The following is a 17,065-nucleotide window of genomic DNA, read 5'->3' on the forward strand; positions in this document are numbered from 1 at the left end:
CGAACTCCCTGCTGTTGCGATACGAAACCCGTGTTACGCTTGGGATACCATGTACACAGATATCGTCGATCTGAGGGAGTTCTACGAGTCCGGATTGGGGCGGACGGCCCAGCGGATGATCCGCCGCCGCATCCGCGCGATCTGGCCGGACCTGCACGACCAGATCGTTCTGGGCATCGGCTACACCACGCCCTATCTGCGCCCCTTCATGGGCGAGGCCGACCGGGTGGTCGCGGTGATGCCGGCCAGCCAGGGCGTCAGCTTCTGGCCGGCGGAGGGGCCGGGCATGGTGGCGCTGGGCGACGAGGCCGACCTGCCCTTCGGCGACAACACCATCGACCGCGTGCTTCTGGTCCATGGGCTGGAGGGCACCGAGCAACTGCGCCCGATGATGCGCGAGATCTGGCGGGTGCTGGCCGGCGGCGGCCGGGTGCTGGCGGTGGTGCCCAACCGCCGCGGCCTGTGGGCGCGCGCCGACTGGACACCGTTCGGCCACGGCTTTCCCTATTCCTCCTCGCAACTGAAACAGGTGCTGCGCGATACCATGTTCGTGCCGGAGCGCACCCGCCACGCCCTGTTCATCCCGCCGCTGCGCTCGCATTTCCTGCAGAAGACGGCGCCGGCCTGGGAAGAGGTCGGCGGGCGCTGGTTCAAGGCCTTCGCCGGGGTAACGATGATCGAGGCGTCGAAGCAGATCTTCGCCGGCGTGTCGCGCCGGGCGGCCCAGCAGCCGGTCAAGCGCCGGCTGATCGTGCCGCTGCCGGGCGGGGCCGCTCCAGCCGCCCGCAGCGCCACCCGTAGCGCCATCGAGCGCAGCGTCATCAGCGGCAACGACACGGTGGACGGCAGCCAGCCCTATCCCCGGACCTGAGCGGACCGTCCGCCGGGTCCGCCGCTCCCCACCTTCCCCAGCCGCCTCTTGCCGCCGCGGGGGAAAGGGTGCGACACAGGGGACGTCGTCGCGCGTCCGCCAGCGGATTGGAGCTCATGACCGGCAATTCCATCATCGAGGCCGCACCGGCCAAGCTGAACCTCTATCTGCATGTCACCGGCCGCCGCGCCGACGGCTATCACGAGTTGGACAGCCTCGTCGCCTTTGCCGAACTGGGCGACGGCATCGCCCTGACGCCGGGAGCGACGCGGGTGGCTCTGCGCGGAGCGGATTTGCCGCCCGCCGGCCCGCGCCTGGCCATCGCCGGCCCCTTCGGCCCGGCCCTGATGGGCGAGGCGCCGTCCGGCAACCTCGTGATGCGCGCCGCCCACGCACTGGCCACCCGGCTGGGCCGCGAGGCCGATGTGATGATCGCCCTGACCAAGGTGCTGCCGGTCGCATCAGGAATCGGCGGCGGATCGGCCGATGCCGCCGCCTGCCTGCGGGCGCTGGCCCGGCTGTGGGGACTGCCGGCCGACGATCCGGCGCTGTTCGCGGTGGCCGCCGGGCTGGGCGCCGACGTGCCGGTCTGCGTCGCCGGACGAAGCTGCTATTTCGGCGGCATCGGCGACGTGCTGGACGAGGCGCCGGAATTGCCGGAAACCCATGTGGTTCTGGTCAACCCCAACCTGCCGGTGTCGACCCCGGCGGTGTTCAAGGCGATGGCCGCCGCCCGTGCCGAAAGCGGCGCCGCCTTCTCCACCCCCGCGCGCTTCGCCCGCGAGCCCGCCGACGCCGCCGACCTCGCCGCTCTGCTGGGTGAGCGGCGCAACGACCTGACCGCGCCGGCCCTGACGGTGGCGCCGGTGATCGCCGATGTCGTGGCGGCGCTGGAGCGCAGCGCGGGTTGCCTGCTGCCCCGCCTATCCGGCAGCGGCGCCACCTGCTTCGGCCTCTACGCCACGGCGGCGGCGGCGGAAGCCGCGGCCAGGGTCATCGCGGCGGCGGAGCCCGGCTGGTGGGTCAAGCCGACCCGCCTGCGCCCCACCCCGCCCGGTTCCCCCGCCCTGCCGCGCGGCATCGTCGCCGATCGGGTGGGCGACATCCCACCACCGGCCGCGCCCTTTCCGGACACCGGCGGATGGGGGATCGGCTGACCGCCGGGCAGGCCCTCATTCACGCCCGCATGTAGCCCCAGCCGTCGGCCTGCGCCTCGGCGATGTCGAGGACGCCGGCGGCGACCACCGTCAGCCCGTCGGCGGTCCGGCCGATCTTCGCCAGGCTGTTGCCACACACCCGCAGAAGCCGGTCGGTCTCCGCATCCGGGTTGTCGAGCGCGGCGGCGACGGCACCGGCATTGACGACGATGCGCAGTCTGGCATCGGGACGCGCCTTCAGCAGGTTGCGGGCGTTGTTCCGCGCCCGTTCCAACGCTGCGGGAGTGGGGGCGTGGATGACCAGCCGCAAGGGAGATGCCACCATCGCCGTCACCTCCCCATCGCCGCGTCATGGAAGGAGAAATCGAACAGCGAATCGATATCCACCGGCTCGCTGATCTGGTCGAGCGTCTGCTGGAAGGCCTGCATCCGCTTGGTGGAGTCCAGGATCACCCGCGGATCATCGATGAAGGTCGTCGCCCCGGAGGTCAACGCCGCCCGCATCACCTCGCGTTCGACCAGCCCCTTGCCGATGATGTCGGTGACCAGTTCCGCCGTGCGGTCCGGGTTTGATTTGGCGAAGGCGGTCGCGCGGATGTGCAGCTTGACCAGGGCCGCCACGGCGTCGCGGTTCCTGGCGATGGCGTCCTCGGTCACCACCAGCACGGCGCCGGGCTGCTTGGGGAACATGGAGCCGGCCTTGGCGATGATGGCGGCGTCCTGAAGACGCGACTGCACCAGCGTCAGGATCGGCTCCAGGATCGAGGCGCCGTCGATGGCGCCGGTCAACAGGGCCTGTTGCAGGGGCTGCTCGCCCATGCCGACGATCTCGACCTCGTCGGCGGCGATGTGGGCGATCTCCGCCATCCAATAGCGAAGCACCGTGTCCGGCACCGACCCGACGGGCAGCGAACCGATCTTCGGCCGTCGCCCGGTGGTGGCGCGGAAGGCCTTGATCCCCTCGGCAGGCGTGGTGGCGGCGGTCATCGCCTTCACCAGCGGCCCCCGGCCGATCAACGCCACCTGATCGATGACGTTGGCGGCGACCACCTTCAGCCTCACCCCCTTGGACCGCGCGATCATCGCCGGGCCGATGCCGACATAGGCGATGTCCAGCGTGCCCGAGGCGAGCGCCTGGATCATCGCCGGCCCGGATTGGAAGCTGGTGGTCTGCAAGCTCAACCCGGCGTCCCCGGCCCAGCCCTCACCCGTAATGACGTAGAGCTGGGTCATCGGAATGATCGGGATGTAGCCGACACGCAAGCCGGTCGCGGCGGAAGCCGGCGGGGACAGCGACGCGGCGGCGGCACCGGCGCCAAGTATCACGGCGCCGGCCAGAAGGTCGCGGCGGCCGAGCCGGGGCATGGACTTGAAAAGCGGGGTCTGCGGCATCGCCGTCTCCTCTTGCCGCGCCAGGCTCATCTGCGGCCGGCGGACTTCGATTCACGCCGCAGCTTACACGGCTCGGCCCGGATCGACGCTGTTTTTCATGTGCTTCAGGCCGCCGGCAGGCGGCGGCGGATCGGACGGACCAGCCACAGATTCAGCGCCAGGCTGACCAGCGCCGCGCCACCGATCACCGCCGCCATCGGCAGGGCGGTATCATCGGCCATCAGCCCGACCGCCCAACCAGACACGGCACCGCTGCTGAATTGCAGCATGCCGGCGAGCGCCGAGGCGCTGCCGGCCATCTGCGGGAAGGATTGCAACGCGCCGGCCATCGAGTTGGCGAAGCAGAAGCCGGTCAGCGACATGAACAGGAACAGGCAGCCGACCAGCCCCCACAGCCCGCCCCAGCCGCCCAGGACGCAGGCGACCAGCAGGATGCCGCTGGCGGCGGACAACCAGCCCCCGATCCGCAGCATCCTGTCGGAACCGAAGCGCATCACGGCACGGCTGTTGATCGTGCTGACGATCATCATGCCGACGATGTTGATGCCGAACAGGAAGCCGTAATTCTCCGGCCGCACCCCGAACAACTCGATATAGACGAAGGGCGAACCAGAGATGAAGGCGAACATCCCGGCATAGATGAAGGACGACCCCACCGCATAGCCGAGATAGCGCCGGTTGGTCAGCAAGCTGCGGTAGGACTGGAACAACCCCATCGGCCGCAGGCTGGTCCGCCTGGACGGGGGATGGGTTTCCGGCAGGGTGGCGAGCGCCAGCATCGCGATCGCGCCGAAGGCCGCCTGGGCCCCGAAGATCCAGCGCCAGTTCGCCCAGATCAGAATCTGGCCACCGATCAGCGGCGCGATGATCGGAGCCGCTCCCATCACCAGCATCATCATCGACAGGACGCTGGCGGCGCGGTCGCGCTCGAACACGTCGCGGATCATGGCGCGGACCAGCACCGGCCCGGCGCAGGCCCCCACCGCCTGGATGAAACGCCAAGCCGCGAGATGGCCGACATCGACGGTCAGCGAACAGCCGACACAGCCCACGGCATAAAGCAGGATGCCGGTCGCCACCGGGATGCGCCGGCCGAAACGGTCGCTCAACGCGCCCCACAGCAGTTGTCCGACGCCAAAGCCCAGGAAGAAGGCCGACAGCGTCCATTGAACCTGATCCTGCGCCGCATGCAGGTCGCGGCCGATCGCCGGCATGCCGGGCAGATACATGTCGGTGCCCATCGGGCCGAACGACATCAGGACGCCCAGCGCCGCGATGAAGAAGGGACTTTCGGCGGGGGACCGGGAACGGACGGCGGCAAGACGCGCGAGCATCAGAAAATCCGAATGGCGAAGGAGGGGGGGAATCGGACGGACGGAGTCCGCAGGCTTCAAGCTGATCCTCCCGCCGCCGAACGCAAAGTCCCGTCTCGGCATGGCTGCCCTGAGCCGGCTGCGACGGAATGACGCCGCGACAATCCGTGCCTTGGCCCATCCCCACCACGCCTCGCACCTCATGGCGACCGCATAGGACGGGAAAAATCCTGGTTCCACCGCGAGACTCATGCCTAAAATTGAGTCTGGATCCTGGGCTTCCCCCGGATCCTGGGCTTTTCCCGCGCCGGAGGCCGCGCCATGCCGCACCCCACCCGCCGGTCCGTCCTGTCCCTCGGCGCCGCCGGCACCATGCTTGCGCTGTCGCCTCGCCTTTCCCGGGCGGGCACCGGCCCGGCGGCGATCCGGCCGGGGCTGCTCTATGCCGCCGGGCAGAAATTCGACAAGAGCTTCAACGAGGGCGCCTTCACCGGGGCGGAGCGCTTCAAGGCGGCCAGCGGCATTCCCGTCCCGGAATATCTGCCCTCCACGCCGGCGCAGTTCGATCAGGGGGCGGCCTCGCTGCTCCGACGCGGCGTGACCGATCTTGTCGCCATCGGATTCTATTATGCGACGCCGATCGCCCGGCTGGCGCCGGCCCATCCGGCGGTGCGCTTCACCTTGATCGATGCGGTGGCGGAGGGACCGAACATCCGCTGCGTCACCTTCAAGGAGCAGGAGGGATCCTTCCTGGTCGGCGTGCTGGCGGCGCTGGCGTCGAAGAGCGGCACCATCGGCTTCATCGGCGCGCTCGACATCCCGCTGATCCGCAAGTTCATCGCCGGCTTCGAACAGGGGGCCCGCCATGCCCGCGGCGACATCCGGCTTCTGGTGAATTTCGTCGGTACGACGCCGGCCGCCTTCAACGATCCTTCCGCCGGGGCGGAGGTGGCGCGCAGCCAGTTCCAACGCGGGGCCGATGTCCTGTTCGCCGGTGCCGGCGTTTCGAATTTCGGAATCTTCGCCGCGGCGAACGAGGCGCAGCGGCTGGCCATCGGCGTCGACAGCAACCAGAATTACCTCTACCCCGGCACCATCCTGACCTCGATGCTGAAGCGGGTGGATCTGGCGGTGGAATCGAGCTTCCAGGCCGCCCATCAGGGCAAATGGGGTGCCGGAACGGTGGCGCTGGGGCTGGCGGACGGAGCCCTCGACTACGCGATGGACGAGAATAACAGATCCCTCGTGACCCCGACGATGCTGGAGGCGGTGGAGGCCGCCCGTCGCGGCATCATCACCGGCCACATCCCGGTGACGGACGGCAGCTGAAACCGTCTCCGCCCAGCCTTCCCCGGAACCCTCAGGCCGGCGCCTCGGAAGAGAGCCCGCCACGGACGGCGGACAGGTCGGCGCCCTTCAGCGTGGCGAAACTGGTCTTGATCGCGGTCAGGTCGGTGCCGCGCAGAACAACGCCGGCAAGACTGGCGTCGCGCAGGTCGGCGCCGTTCAGACGGGCCTTGGCGAAGCTGGTCGGCCAGAGCCGGCTGCCGTCGCCACTGAGGTCCACCTTGCGGAACTTGGCCCGCCACAGCTTGGCGCCGGCCAGATTGGCACCCTCCAGATTGCAGCCGGACAGGTCGGCGCTGGTGAAGTCGGCATCGCGCAGGTCGCTGTAGGACAGATCCGCCATCATCAGCTTGGCACCGGAGAAATCCGCCCCGCGCAGCCCGCAGAACCGCATCACCGCCCCGCACAAAAGCTGGTTGGCGAAATTGTAGCCGCGCAAATCGATCCGCTGCAACTGGATGCGGTCCCCGCCCTTGCCCAGCTTGTCGACCCAGATCTGATGCTCGGCGATCAGTTCGCTCATCCGCGCCGCCGTGGTGGTCAGGCCGGTGCCGTCCACATCGACCCCATGCCGCTCCAGCGCCACGCGCAGCTCGTCATTCAGCTTGGCGCCGCACATCAGCACGCCGTCGAGCGTCGCCTTGCGCATGGTCGCCCCGGTCAGATCGGCCCCAATCAGGATGGCGCCGCTGAGGTCGCTGCCGCTGAGATCGGCGCCCGAAAGGTCGCTGCCGCTGAAATCGCATTGCGCCATCCGGCAATCGGCAAGCACCGCCTGGGACAGGCTGCAACCGACGAAAGTGGTGGTGCCGTCGCTGTTGCCCGCCGCCCGGAATTCGCCGCCATCCAGCACCATGCCGCGCCGCAGGTCGGCACCCTGGAGGTTGGCATTCTGCAATCTGGCGCCATCCACCCTGGCACCGCGCAGGTCGGCCCCCTGCAACTGGGCGCCGGTCAGGTCGGCCTTCGACAGGTCGGCGCCGTACAGGTCGGCCTTCGACAGCAGCGTGCCGGCCATCCGCGTCCGCGCCAGGCTGGCGCCGGTCAGCTTGGCGCCCGACAGGTTGACCCGGTTGAGGCCGAGCCCGGACAGATCGTAGAAGCTGAGATTGGCGCGCCGCCCCTGCCCCGCCGGGTCGCGCAGCAGCCATTGCTGGTGCCGAACCAGCACGTCGCGAACCGCCCGGAGGTAGCGTTCATCCATCATGCGGCGCGTCGTTGCCCCGGCATTGCCGTCCCGGACACATCGCCCCGGACTGTCGACTCTCTGGATATTACCGGAAATGGTTCGATTCCGGAAGCCATGCGCCGTTCCCTCCCCCTTCGGGCGGGCAAGATTCTTTTGACACCATGGCCATTTTGGTCCGATCCGGGGGTCGCGCCGGTCACAACCGCGTGATTGCCTCCGCCATCGGCTTGGTCGGGGGAGAAGGCAAACCAATATAGTGGGTTCGGACCAGCGACCATCAGCAGGGGAGACCGGCGGAATGCCCGAATCGGACAATACGCGATTGGCCAAGACCGATCAGGACTGGCGAAAGGAACTGACGCCGAACCAGTTCAAGGTGCTGCGTCAGCACGCCACCGAATATCCAGGAACCAGCGCGCTCAACGGCGAGAAGCGGGAGGGCCTGTACCGCTGCGCCGGCTGCGGTCAACCGCTTTATGCCAGCGAAACGAAGTATGAGAGCGGCTCGGGCTGGCCCAGCTTCTGGGAACCGCTGCCCGGAGCGGTCGAAACCTCCACCGACCACAAGCTGGCCTACCCGCGCACCGAGGTTCATTGCGCCGCCTGCAAGGGCCATCTCGGCCATGTCTTCGACGACGGACCGCAGCCGACCGGCAAACGCTATTGCATGAACGGGATCGCCATGCGCTTCGAGCCGACTGGCGGCACCGACTGAAAATCCGGCAGGCGAACAGGGTCGCGACCGGACGTCCGGGCATCTCCGCTTGCGCGCCGTCCGGTCGGAAACCCCTATGGAGAAGGCGGGCTTACCCTTATTTCAGCTAAAAATGACAACCCTGACACCGAGCGCGATGGTATGATCGGCGGCGCGACGGGGTCTAACGGGGGCGGCGCGGCGGCCCTTCTCCGATCGTTGCGGGATGCGTCGTCGCGGCGGCGCGAACATCCGGTGCGTCTGGCGGAGGGCGAATGGTCATTTCGGCCGATTTCCTGGGGATGCTTCTTCTGATCGCCAGCGCCGCCGCGCTTGGACTTTCCATCGTCGTCGATGTCGGCCGTGTCAGCGCTGAAAAGACCCGGGAAGCGATGAATCTGCGCCTGTTCGAAAAGAAGCGCGTGGCGCTTGCCGAATGGCGTCAGCGGATCGAGCGCAAGCGCGTCGACCTGATCACGCTCCAGGCCCGCCTGACCGAGTTCAACGGCCGGCGTCAGAAGGCGCTGACCGAGTTGAAGGCTCTCGAATATGCGAAGGTCGAGCTGGTGCATGAACTGAGCGACCTGGATGGAAACGGCGAAATCTACTGGTCGAAATTGGCGGTCGGCCCGACGTTCAACGAGCTGGACCGCAAGGATGTCGTGTTCTCGCGCCAGATCTGGGAGTACCGCAACGTGGCGCACATCACCGCCCCGTCGGCCGAAATCGCCTATATCACGGTACGGAGCAGCTTCTCCGATCGTACCGGCCTGATCTGCTCGCCCGTGGTGCCGCTGGCGCTCGCCCCCGACCCGGAGGCCGAAATCGAAGCCGAGGTGCCGGCGGCATGACCGGTATGATGCTGTATTTCGCCCTGGGCCTGATGGTTCTGACCGTCCTGTCCAACCGCTACTGGCGCCGTCAGCTCATCCTGACGCGGATCGCGATGTCAAAGCTGAAGGGCAAGATCGACGACGTGAGCGGCGAGGTCTCCGACGTCTCCGCCGACTATGGCCATCTGGCGCAGCAATATGCGGATATGGAAAAGCGCGTCCAGAAGGCGGAGGTCGACATGCAGGCCGCCATCCTGGAAGTGGAGCAGAAGCGGTCGGCCACCATGGAGCGCTATTACGTCTTCGATCGGAACGAGCCGCGCCCTGGCCGTTTTTGGGAGGTCACCGTCCGTTTCCACCCCTCCGCCGGACTGCTGGGCCAGGGCGGCTTCCATGGCTGGACCGGGATCCGCCGCTTCCTGCTGATCGCCGATGGCGACCGCGAGGCGCGCGAACGGGTTGCCGCGCGCTATCCCCGGAAGATCGGCTTCGAGATCATCGAGGTTGCCGGCTGCCGCCTGAACGGCCTGACCGTAAGCAGAATTTCCGAACTCAGCACCTTCCGCAAGCCGGGCAAGCCGGAGGAGGAGGGCGCCGCCCCCCGTCCGCAGCGCCGAGCCTCGACCGCCGAACCCTGACCGGCGGTCTGATCGCCCGGCCTTCGCCCCGTTCCTTTTCCCGCCGCGTGTCGGCGGGGGAGAGTCGGACTTCCATGTCCGGCTTCAGCGGGCGATACCGGCTCCGGAGCGTCAGACCATTCCGAACCCGCTATCGCTGGGCCAGGACAATTTGAATTGCGCCCCCCCTTTGGCGGACGGAGCATAACCAACCTGACCTCCATGCGCCCGGGCAATCGAGGAAACGACGGCCAAACCCAGCCCGCTTCCCTTGCGTCCACCCGAGCGCGTTGAGTCGGCACGCCGGAAGGCCGTGAACAGATGCGGGACGAAGCCGTCCGGAATGCCGGGCCCCTCATCCTCGACGATCAGGTGACACCAGCCATCGTCCAGGCGCGTTCGGATATGGATCGCCCCCGGTGACGCATGCTGGCGGGCGTTTTCCAGCAGGACCAGCAGCGCTTGCCGAATTCGAACCGCATCGCAGCGGACGCGCCGTTCGTCCAAATCCAGAACCGGATGTTGCCCGGCCGACGCGAGGGAGCTGCTGAAGACCTCCACGATCTCCGTGATTTCAGCGGAAAGGTCGGTCTCCCGGATCTGGAGATCGAGATGGCGGCTTTCGGCCAGGCTGATCACCCGCAAATCCTCGATCAGCCTGGCCAGCCCCTCGACCTGGGTCAGCAGGCTCCTGAACTGGGTTTCATCCGGTGTGAAGAGACCTTCGGCCAAGCCTTGCAGCCGGCCACGCAAAATGGTCACCGGCGTGCGGAGTTCATGGGCGATCGCCGCGTTCCAGAACCGTTGTTCCTCGGTCACGCGTTGCAGTTCATCCGCCAACGCGTTGAAGTCGTCGGCGAGCAGGGCCGCTTCGCCCAAAGACCGGTCCCCGGCGATCGCGCGGGCGTTCAAATCCCCTTTGGCGACGCGACGGATGCCGTCCGCCACCGAGTTCAGCGGTACGAGGATGCGACGCGCCAGATTGACGGCGACGGCGATGGCGATCACCAGCCCGGCGAAGGTGGTCGCGACCAGCCAGATCCACTCCGCACCGGTGGTGGGTACCCAACTGGCCGGGTCGAAATGGTCCGGCCAGTAGGTGAATGCGACATAATAGAAGGTGTAGGAGGTCAGCACCACCAGCAGCGTGACGCCAAGCGCGATCGCCGCCATGGTCAGGACGATCTGCCGGCTGAGACCGACCAACCTCATTCGCCGCTCCAGAGCTTGTAGCCGACACCGCGAATCCCGACGGGAACGCCGGAAACGCCGACCTCCTCCAATTTCCTGCGCAGCTTGCTGATGTGGCTGTCAACCGTCCGCTCCAGGGCGTCGCCTTCGGGCAGGCAGGTGGTCAACAATTCGGCACGGCTGAACACGCGTTTGGGCGCGCGCACCATCTGCGCCAGAAGATTGAATTCGGTCAGCGTCAGGCTCAGGGGACGGCGGTGATGGTCGACCTCCACCATGGCTTCATGGTTGTCCAGGTCGATATGGAACGGGCCGGCTTGCAGAACATGCTGGTTCCCGCGGCCGGCGCCGGGCAGCGTCCGACGCAGCACCGCCTGGATTCTCGCCGCCACTTCCGCCGGATTGAACGGCTTGACGATATAATCGTCGGCACCGATGCGCAGCCCCATCAGCTTGTCGATGTCCTGATCCAACGCCGTCAGCATGATGACCGGCGTCGTGCCGAGATGCCGGATCTCGGAGAGGACCTGCCAACCGTCGACATGCGGCATGTTCACATCCAGCAGCACCAGGTCGGGTCTGAGGGACCGGTGGAGTTCCAAGGCCCGGCGGCCATCGGTGGCATGGACGGTGCGCAGGCCGCTGCGGGCCAGATAGACGGCGAGGATATCGACGATTTCCGGTTCATCCTCGGCGATGAGGATCAAGGCCTGGGAAACCGGGCTGGCGTCGGGCGGAGGCGTCATGGGCATCGCGGCGTCTCGGATTAATTTCCACACTCCATCGACTCTCCACACTACCTCGAACCAACCGCAATCGGCTGCTGCGAAATCGCCGGCGGTTATGCCGATACACGTCCGCGCCTTTAAGGAAAATCGATGAGGATCACCCGGTTGTGGCGCCATGGCGGCGCCTGTGCCCTGTTGGCCGTGATGCTGATGGGGTGCGAGCGATCCGAACCGGCCCCGGCCCCTCCGGCCCCGCTGGTTTCCGTTCTCACCATGGCACCGTCCCGACTGGAGCTGACCGACGATCTGCCCGGCCGTGTCGCCGCGCTGCGGGTCGCCGAGATCCGGCCGCAGGTCAGCGGCATCGTGCGGCGCCGGAACTTCGAGCAGGGCAGCGAGGTGCGAGCCGGCCAGCCGCTGTTCCAGATCGACCCGGCGCCCTTCAAGGCCGACGTGGACATGGCCGCCGCCGCCCTGCAACGGGCGATGATCGGGCTGGAACGCGCCAAGCTGCAGGTGGCGAGGTTGCAGCCGCTGGTCAGGACCGATACCGTCAGCCGTCAGGCCTATGACGAGGCGGTGTTCCAACGCGATCAGGCCGCGGCCGATGTGGCGCACGCCCGCGCCACGCTGGCCCGCCGCGAACTCGACCTGACCTTCGCCACGGTGGAGGCGCCGATCTCCGGCCGCATCGACCAGGCGTTGGTGACGGAAGGGGCGCTGGTCGGCGGCAACGACGGCAACCCGATGGCGCGCATCCAGCAGATCGATCAGGTCTATGTCGACGTGCGCCAGCCGGCATCCTCGCTGGCCCCCCTGCGCAAGGCCCTGGCCGCGCGGCAGGCGGAGTCCAGGGACGGCCTGCCGGTCTCCATCCTGCGCGACGGCGGTGAAGCGTACGGGGCGACCGGGCGGGTTCTGTTCTCGGGCGTCTCGGTCGATCCCGGCACCGGCAATGTGCTGCTGCGCATCCTCGTCGACAATCCGGAACGCGACCTGCTGCCGGGCATGTTCGTTCGCGCGCGGGTGCCGCGCACCAGCTACGCCGACGCCCTGACCCTGCCGCAACAGGCGATCCTGCGCATCGGCGGCCTGCCGCAGGTGTGGACGCTCGACCGGAACGGCCTGGCTTCCCTCAAGCCGGTGGAGCTGGGCGAACTGGTCGACCGTCGCTATCGCATCAGCGCCGGCCTCGCAGCCGGGGAAAAGGTCGTGGTCGAGGGCATGGAGCGTCTGTCCGAAGGCGTCCAGGCGACCGCGCGTGACTGGCCGGCTTCCCAGCCCGCCGCCGCCGCGATGCGCTGAGCGAACAGGACAATCCCGCCATGCCTCAATTCTTCATCCAGCGCCCGGTCTTCGCCTGGGTCATCGCCCTGTTCATCATCCTGTTCGGCGCGATCGCCATTCCACAGCTGCCGATCGCCCGTTACCCGTCGGTGGCGCCGCCGGCCGTCAGCATCTCGGCGACCTACCCCGGAGCCTCGCCGCAGACGATGAACGACGGGGTGATCAGCCTCATCGAACGCGAGCTGTCGAGCGTCAAGAACCTGCTCTATTTCGAATCGGTGACGGACGCCTCGGGAACGGCGACGGTCACCGCCACCTTCAGGCCCGGCACCGATCCGGACCTGGCCCAGGTCGATGTGCAGAACAAGCTCAAATCCGTCGAGCCGCGGCTGCCGCAGACGGTGCGCCAGAATGGCCTGACCGTGGAATCATCGACATCGGGCTTCCTGATGATCGTCGGGCTGAAATCCGACGATGGCCGCTTCGATGAAACCGCGCTCAGCGACTACATGGCGCGCAACATCGTCGAGGAACTGCGGCGCATCGACGGCGTCGGCCGCGTGCAGCTGTTCGGCTCCGAGCAGGCGATGCGCGTCTGGGTCCATCCGGCCAAGCTGGTGGCCCATGGCCTGTCGATGGGCGACCTGACGGCGGCGATCAACCAGCAGAATGTCCAGATCGCTCCCGGCAGCATCGGCGCGGCGCCGGCGCCGTCGGAACAGGCCGTGACGGTGCCGCTCACCGTCCGGGGGCAGCTGACCACGCCGGAGGAGTTCGCCGGCATCGTGCTCCGTGCCACCCCCGACGGTTCGAAGGTGACGCTCGGCGATGTCGCGCGCGTCGAACTCGGCGCCAAGTCCTACAGCTTCATCAACCGCGAGAACGGCAAGGCCACCACCGCCGCGTCGGTGCAGCTCACCCCCGGCGGCAACGCGGTGAGGACCGCCGAAGGCGTGCAGGCCCGCATGGAGGAGCTGAGCCGGACCCTGCCCACCGGCATGAGCTATTCGATTCCCTTCAACACCGCCCCCTTCGTGAAGGTGTCGATCGAGAAGGTCATCCAGACGCTGGCCGAGGCGATGGTCCTGGTCTTCCTGGTAATGTACCTGTTCCTCCAGAATGTGCGCTACACGCTGATCCCGGCCATCGTCGCGCCGATCGCGCTGCTCGGCACCTTCGCCGTGATGCTGGCCGCGGGCTTCTCGATCAATGTGCTGACCATGTTCGGCATGGTGCTCGCCATCGGCATCATCGTCGACGACGCCATCGTCGTGGTCGAGAATGTCGAGCGCATCATGGCCAAGGAGGGGCTGTCCCCCAGGGACGCGACGGTCAAGGCGATGAAGGAGATCACCGGCGCCGTGATCGGCATCACGCTGGTCCTGACCGCCGTGTTCATTCCCATGGCGTTGGCCAGCGGTTCCGTCGGCGTGATCTACCGGCAGTTCACGCTGTCGATGGCGGTGGCGATCCTGTTCTCCGCCTTTCTGGCGCTGACCCTGACGCCGGCGCTCTGCGCGACGCTTCTCCGGCCGGTCGACCCGGCGCATCATGGGAAGCGCGGCTTCTTCGGCTGGTTCAATCGCGGCTTCGACCGCCTGACGCAAGGGTATGAGCGGCGCGTCGCCGGGCTGGTGACGCGCACCGGCCGCGTGATGCTGGTCTTCGCGGCGCTGGTCGCGGTCCTGTCGCTGGCCTTCCGGCAACTGCCGACCTCCTTCCTGCCCGAGGAGGACCAGGGCTACTTCATGACCTCCATCCAGCTTCCCGCCGACGCCACGATCGACCGCACCCTCAAGATCGTCCAGACGTTCGAGGAGCACATCACCGCGCGCCCGGCGATCGGACCCAACCTGACCATCGTGGGATTCGGCTTCTCGGGCTCCGGCACCAACGCCGCGATGGGGTTCACCATGCTCAAGGACTGGGGCGAACGCGACGGCGCCACCCCCAGGAGCGAGGCGGACCTCGCGCAGCGGGCGATGGCCGGCACGACGGAAGGGACGGTGATGACCCTGTTGCCACCCGCCATCGAGGAGCTGGGCAACAGCTCCGGCTTCACGCTGCGCCTTCAGGACCGCGCCAACCAGGGATATGACGCCCTCAAGGCCGCCGAAGCGCGCCTGCTGGAGCTGGCGGCGGGGAGCAGGCTCGTGACCGGCGTCTATCCCGACGGTCTGCCCGCCGGCACCAGCGTCCGCCTGGACATCGACCGGAAGAAGGCCGAAGCGCTGGGCGTGGGCTTCACCAGCGTCAGCGACATGCTGTCGACGGCGATGGGGTCGACCTACGTCAATGATTTTCCCAATGCCGGGCGCATGCAGCAGGTCATCATCCAGGCCGACGCGTCGGCGCGCATGCAAATCGACGACGTGCTCAAACTCTATGTGCGCAACACGGCCGGTGGGATGGTGCCGCTGTCGGAAATCGTCCGTCCGGTCTGGATCGATACGCCGCTGCAACTGGTCCGCTACCAGGGCCTGCCCGCCGTGCGCATCTCCGGCAACGCCGCACCCGGCGTCTCCAGCGGCACCGCCATGGCCGAGATGGAGCGGCTGGCCGCGCAGTTGCCATCCGGCTTCGTCATCGCCTGGACCGGCCAGTCGCTGCAAGAGCGGCAATCCACCGCCCAGGGGCCGATGCTGATGGCGCTGTCGATGCTGGTGGTGTTCCTCGTGCTCGCCGCGCTGTACGAGAGCTGGGCCATTCCGGTGTCGGTCATGCTGGTGGTGCCGCTCGGCCTGCTCGGCGCGGTACTGGCGGTGATGCTGCGCGGCCTGCCCAACGACGTCTATTTCAAGGTCGGCATGATCACCGTGATCGGCCTGTCGGCCAAGAACGCCATCCTGATCGTCGAGTTCGCCAAGCAGCTGCGCGCGGAGGGCATGGGGCTGGTGGAGGCCGCCGTGGCCGCCGCCCGCCTGCGCCTGCGCCCGATCCTGATGACCTCCCTGGCCTTCGGTCTCGGCGTGGTGCCCCTGATGATCGCCATGGGCGCCAGTGCCGAGACCCAGCACGCCATCGGCACCGGCGTGTTCGGCGGCATGCTCAGCGCGACCGTGCTGGCCATCGGCTTCGTTCCCGTCTTCTTCGTGTTCGTGATGGGCTGGAAGGAACGCATTGAGATCCGGCGGATGAACCGTCGAGCCATGGCGGAGACGCGACCATGACCGGAGATGAAACAATCGGAGCGGACGGTGGCGGCTGGCGCCTGCGCTTCTACGCCATCCTCGGCGGCCAGGCGCTGTCCCTGATCGGGTCGGCCCTGACGCAGTTCGTGCTGATCTGGTGGATCACCGACACCACCGGCAGCATCACGGCATTGACCGCGGCCGGCATGGCGGCGCTGTTGCCCCAGGCGGTCCTCGGCCCGCTTGGCGGGATTTTCGCCGATCGCTACAGCCGCCGCCTGCTGATGATCGCGGCCGACGGCCTGTCCGCCCTGTGCATGCTGGTGCTGATCGCGCTGTTCCTGACTGATCGGATCGAGCTGTGGCATGCCTTGACGATGATGGCGATCCGCAGCGCGATGCAGGGCTTTCAGGAGCCAGCCATGGTGGCCAGCACGCCGATGCTGGTGCCGGGCGGCTTCCTGGTTCGCGCCGTCGGCCTTGAACAGTCCGTGCACAGCCTGACCCTGGTCGCCGCCGCCCCGCTGGGGGCGCTCGCCATCGCCGTGATGCCGATCGGCTGGGCCCTGGCGATCGATGTCGCCACGGCCATTCTCGGCATCGCGCCGCTGCTGCTTTTCCGCATCCCGCAAGCCCTCGCGCCGGAGGGCGGGAAGGCCGGCCTCTGGCGCGAGTTCCGCGAGGGCGTCGAGGTGGTCTGGAGGACACCCGGCCTGCGACAGCTCTTTCTCCTGCTCAGCGGGGTCGTGCTGGCTTTTCTGCCGGTCTTCACGCTGGTGCCGCTGCTGGTGAAGGAGCATTTCGGCGGCGGCACCGGCCAGTTGGCCCTGATGGAGAGCCTGTCGGGTGTCGGCATGGGGGTGGGCGGCCTGCTGGTGGCCGCACTGGCGCCGCGCAGACCGATGCCGTGGATTCTGTTCGGCTTTGCCGTCTCCTGTGGCGCGATGGCTCTCACGGCTCTGGCGCCACGCGGTCTTTTCGGAGTGGCCGTGGCGTGGTGGGTCATCAGCGGGCTGACCTTCGTGCTCGCCGACGCTCCGCTGACCGCAGTGCTTCAGACCATCGTGCCGAACCATCTGCTCGGGCGTGTGCTGTCCCTGATGAACATGGTCATGGGACTGGCGGCCCCCGTGGGGTTGGGGCTTCTGACGCCGCTCGGCGAGGTGTTCGGGGTGCGCGGGATGTTCATCGTTGCCGGACTGTTCGGCGTGGCCGTCAGTCTGTGCGGGTTTCTATCACAGCCATTGATGGCCCTGGACCGGAGCCGTCTGGGATCGGACCTGATGCGTCATGCCGACTGACCGGCGAAGTGATG

The 17,065-nt window shown here is 67.7% G+C and carries 15 protein-coding genes; 9 read left to right on the forward strand and 6 right to left on the reverse strand.

Features of this window, described 5'->3' with window-relative positions; all coding sequences use genetic code 11:
- Window positions 1–49 precede the first annotated feature (49 nt).
- Complete coding sequence (locus AZL_RS31365) at window positions 50–871, forward strand: methyltransferase domain-containing protein (RefSeq protein ID WP_012978387.1); 822 nt, start codon at window positions 50–52, stop codon at window positions 869–871.
- A gap of 116 nt (window positions 872–987) precedes the next feature.
- Complete coding sequence (locus tag AZL_RS31370) at window positions 988–2,028, forward strand: 4-(cytidine 5'-diphospho)-2-C-methyl-D-erythritol kinase (RefSeq protein WP_042446644.1); 1,041 nt, start codon at window positions 988–990, stop codon at window positions 2,026–2,028.
- A 19-nt stretch (window positions 2,029–2,047) separates the two neighbouring features.
- Here the strand turns inward: AZL_RS31370 and AZL_RS31375 are convergent, their stop codons facing one another.
- The 3 genes from AZL_RS31375 to AZL_RS31385 all read right to left on the reverse strand — a co-directional run bounded on the left by AZL_RS31375 (window position 2,048) and on the right by AZL_RS31385 (window position 4,754).
- The gene (locus AZL_RS31375; protein ID WP_042446647.1) at window positions 2,048–2,353 is read right to left on the reverse strand and encodes a hypothetical protein; all 306 of its coding nucleotides are present in this window, start codon (window positions 2,351–2,353) and stop codon (window positions 2,048–2,050) included.
- A 5-nt stretch (window positions 2,354–2,358) separates the two neighbouring features.
- Window positions 2,359–3,420 (reverse strand): ABC transporter substrate-binding protein, encoded by a 1,062-nt coding sequence (locus tag AZL_RS31380; RefSeq protein ID WP_148219784.1) that lies wholly within the window; start codon window positions 3,418–3,420, stop codon window positions 2,359–2,361.
- Between the two features lie 104 nt (window positions 3,421–3,524).
- The gene (locus AZL_RS31385; protein ID WP_042446650.1) at window positions 3,525–4,754 is read right to left on the reverse strand and encodes a Bcr/CflA family multidrug efflux MFS transporter; all 1,230 of its coding nucleotides are present in this window, start codon (window positions 4,752–4,754) and stop codon (window positions 3,525–3,527) included.
- A 300-nt stretch (window positions 4,755–5,054) separates the two neighbouring features.
- Between AZL_RS31385 and AZL_RS31390 the strand changes: the two genes are divergently transcribed.
- On the forward strand, window positions 5,055–6,062 hold the full coding sequence (locus tag AZL_RS31390; protein WP_012978392.1) for a BMP family lipoprotein: 1,008 nt from the start codon (window positions 5,055–5,057) through the stop codon (window positions 6,060–6,062).
- 31 nt (window positions 6,063–6,093) lie between these two features.
- Here AZL_RS31390 and AZL_RS31395 read toward each other — a convergent pair whose 3' ends face one another.
- Window positions 6,094–7,287, reverse strand: coding sequence for a pentapeptide repeat-containing protein (locus AZL_RS31395; RefSeq protein ID WP_012978393.1), 1,194 nt, complete (start codon window positions 7,285–7,287; stop codon window positions 6,094–6,096).
- Between the two features lie 280 nt (window positions 7,288–7,567).
- On the opposite strand from AZL_RS31395, the gene msrB reads away from it, so the two are divergent.
- The 3 genes from msrB to AZL_RS31410 all read left to right on the forward strand — a co-directional run bounded on the left by msrB (window position 7,568) and on the right by AZL_RS31410 (window position 9,434).
- A complete protein-coding gene (msrB, locus tag AZL_RS31400) occupies window positions 7,568–7,984 on the forward strand; it encodes a peptide-methionine (R)-S-oxide reductase MsrB (protein WP_042446653.1) in 417 nt (138 codons plus the stop codon).
- Window positions 7,985–8,238: 254 nt separating this feature from the next.
- Window positions 8,239–8,814, forward strand: coding sequence for a hypothetical protein (locus AZL_RS31405; RefSeq protein ID WP_012978395.1), 576 nt, complete (start codon window positions 8,239–8,241; stop codon window positions 8,812–8,814).
- Window positions 8,811–9,434, forward strand: a complete 624-nt coding sequence (locus AZL_RS31410; RefSeq protein ID WP_012978396.1) for a hypothetical protein — start codon at window positions 8,811–8,813, stop codon at window positions 9,432–9,434. The genes AZL_RS31405 and AZL_RS31410 overlap by 4 nt, the downstream gene beginning before the upstream one ends.
- A 111-nt stretch (window positions 9,435–9,545) precedes the next feature.
- On the opposite strand, the gene AZL_RS31415 is transcribed toward AZL_RS31410, so the two are convergent.
- Both AZL_RS31415 and AZL_RS31420 read right to left on the reverse strand, forming a co-directional pair.
- Window positions 9,546–10,625, reverse strand: coding sequence for an ATP-binding protein (locus AZL_RS31415; protein WP_012978397.1), 1,080 nt, complete (start codon window positions 10,623–10,625; stop codon window positions 9,546–9,548).
- Entirely contained in the window at window positions 10,622–11,350 is a 729-nt protein-coding gene (locus tag AZL_RS31420; protein ID WP_086935521.1) for a response regulator, read from the reverse strand. The genes AZL_RS31415 and AZL_RS31420 overlap by 4 nt, the downstream gene beginning before the upstream one ends.
- A 132-nt stretch (window positions 11,351–11,482) precedes the next feature.
- Between AZL_RS31420 and AZL_RS31425 the strand changes: the two genes are divergently transcribed.
- The 3 genes from AZL_RS31425 to AZL_RS31435 are packed head-to-tail and all read left to right on the forward strand — an operon-like array spanning window position 11,483 to window position 17,051.
- Entirely contained in the window at window positions 11,483–12,637 is a 1,155-nt protein-coding gene (locus AZL_RS31425) for an efflux RND transporter periplasmic adaptor subunit (RefSeq protein WP_012978399.1), read from the forward strand.
- Between the two features lie 20 nt (window positions 12,638–12,657).
- The gene (locus tag AZL_RS31430; protein WP_012978400.1) at window positions 12,658–15,789 is read left to right on the forward strand and encodes an efflux RND transporter permease subunit; all 3,132 of its coding nucleotides are present in this window, start codon (window positions 12,658–12,660) and stop codon (window positions 15,787–15,789) included.
- Complete coding sequence (locus AZL_RS31435) at window positions 15,786–17,051, forward strand: MFS transporter (protein ID WP_012978401.1); 1,266 nt, start codon at window positions 15,786–15,788, stop codon at window positions 17,049–17,051. Before AZL_RS31430 ends, AZL_RS31435 begins: the two co-directional genes overlap by 4 nt.
- The last annotated feature ends 14 nt before the right edge of the window (window positions 17,052–17,065 follow it).

This window comes from Azospirillum sp. B510, from assembly GCF_000010725.1.
Lineage (GTDB): Bacteria > Pseudomonadota > Alphaproteobacteria > Azospirillales > Azospirillaceae > Azospirillum > Azospirillum lipoferum_B.

Excerpts from the sequence above, each read along its gene's own strand:
- AZL_RS31365 (WP_012978387.1), top strand. The coding sequence starts at position 50 with ATGTACACAGATATCGTCGATCTGAGGGAGTTCTACGAGTCCGGATTG.
- AZL_RS31370 (WP_042446644.1), top strand. The coding sequence starts at position 988 with ATGACCGGCAATTCCATCATCGAGGCCGCACCGGCCAAGCTGAACCTC.
- AZL_RS31375 (WP_042446647.1), bottom strand. The coding sequence starts at position 2,353 with ATGGTGGCATCTCCCTTGCGGCTGGTCATCCACGCCCCCACTCCCGCA.
- AZL_RS31380 (WP_148219784.1), bottom strand. The coding sequence starts at position 3,420 with ATGCCGCAGACCCCGCTTTTCAAGTCCATGCCCCGGCTCGGCCGCCGC.
- AZL_RS31385 (WP_042446650.1), bottom strand. The coding sequence starts at position 4,754 with ATGCTCGCGCGTCTTGCCGCCGTCCGTTCCCGGTCCCCCGCCGAAAGT.
- AZL_RS31390 (WP_012978392.1), top strand. The coding sequence starts at position 5,055 with ATGCCGCACCCCACCCGCCGGTCCGTCCTGTCCCTCGGCGCCGCCGGC.
- AZL_RS31395 (WP_012978393.1), bottom strand. The coding sequence starts at position 7,287 with ATGATGGATGAACGCTACCTCCGGGCGGTTCGCGACGTGCTGGTTCGG.
- msrB (WP_042446653.1), top strand. The coding sequence starts at position 7,568 with ATGCCCGAATCGGACAATACGCGATTGGCCAAGACCGATCAGGACTGG.
- AZL_RS31405 (WP_012978395.1), top strand. The coding sequence starts at position 8,239 with ATGGTCATTTCGGCCGATTTCCTGGGGATGCTTCTTCTGATCGCCAGC.
- AZL_RS31410 (WP_012978396.1), top strand. The coding sequence starts at position 8,811 with ATGACCGGTATGATGCTGTATTTCGCCCTGGGCCTGATGGTTCTGACC.
- AZL_RS31415 (WP_012978397.1), bottom strand. The coding sequence starts at position 10,625 with ATGAGGTTGGTCGGTCTCAGCCGGCAGATCGTCCTGACCATGGCGGCG.
- AZL_RS31420 (WP_086935521.1), bottom strand. The coding sequence starts at position 11,350 with ATGACGCCTCCGCCCGACGCCAGCCCGGTTTCCCAGGCCTTGATCCTC.
- AZL_RS31425 (WP_012978399.1), top strand. The coding sequence starts at position 11,483 with ATGAGGATCACCCGGTTGTGGCGCCATGGCGGCGCCTGTGCCCTGTTG.
- AZL_RS31430 (WP_012978400.1), top strand. The coding sequence starts at position 12,658 with ATGCCTCAATTCTTCATCCAGCGCCCGGTCTTCGCCTGGGTCATCGCC.
- AZL_RS31435 (WP_012978401.1), top strand. The coding sequence starts at position 15,786 with ATGACCGGAGATGAAACAATCGGAGCGGACGGTGGCGGCTGGCGCCTG.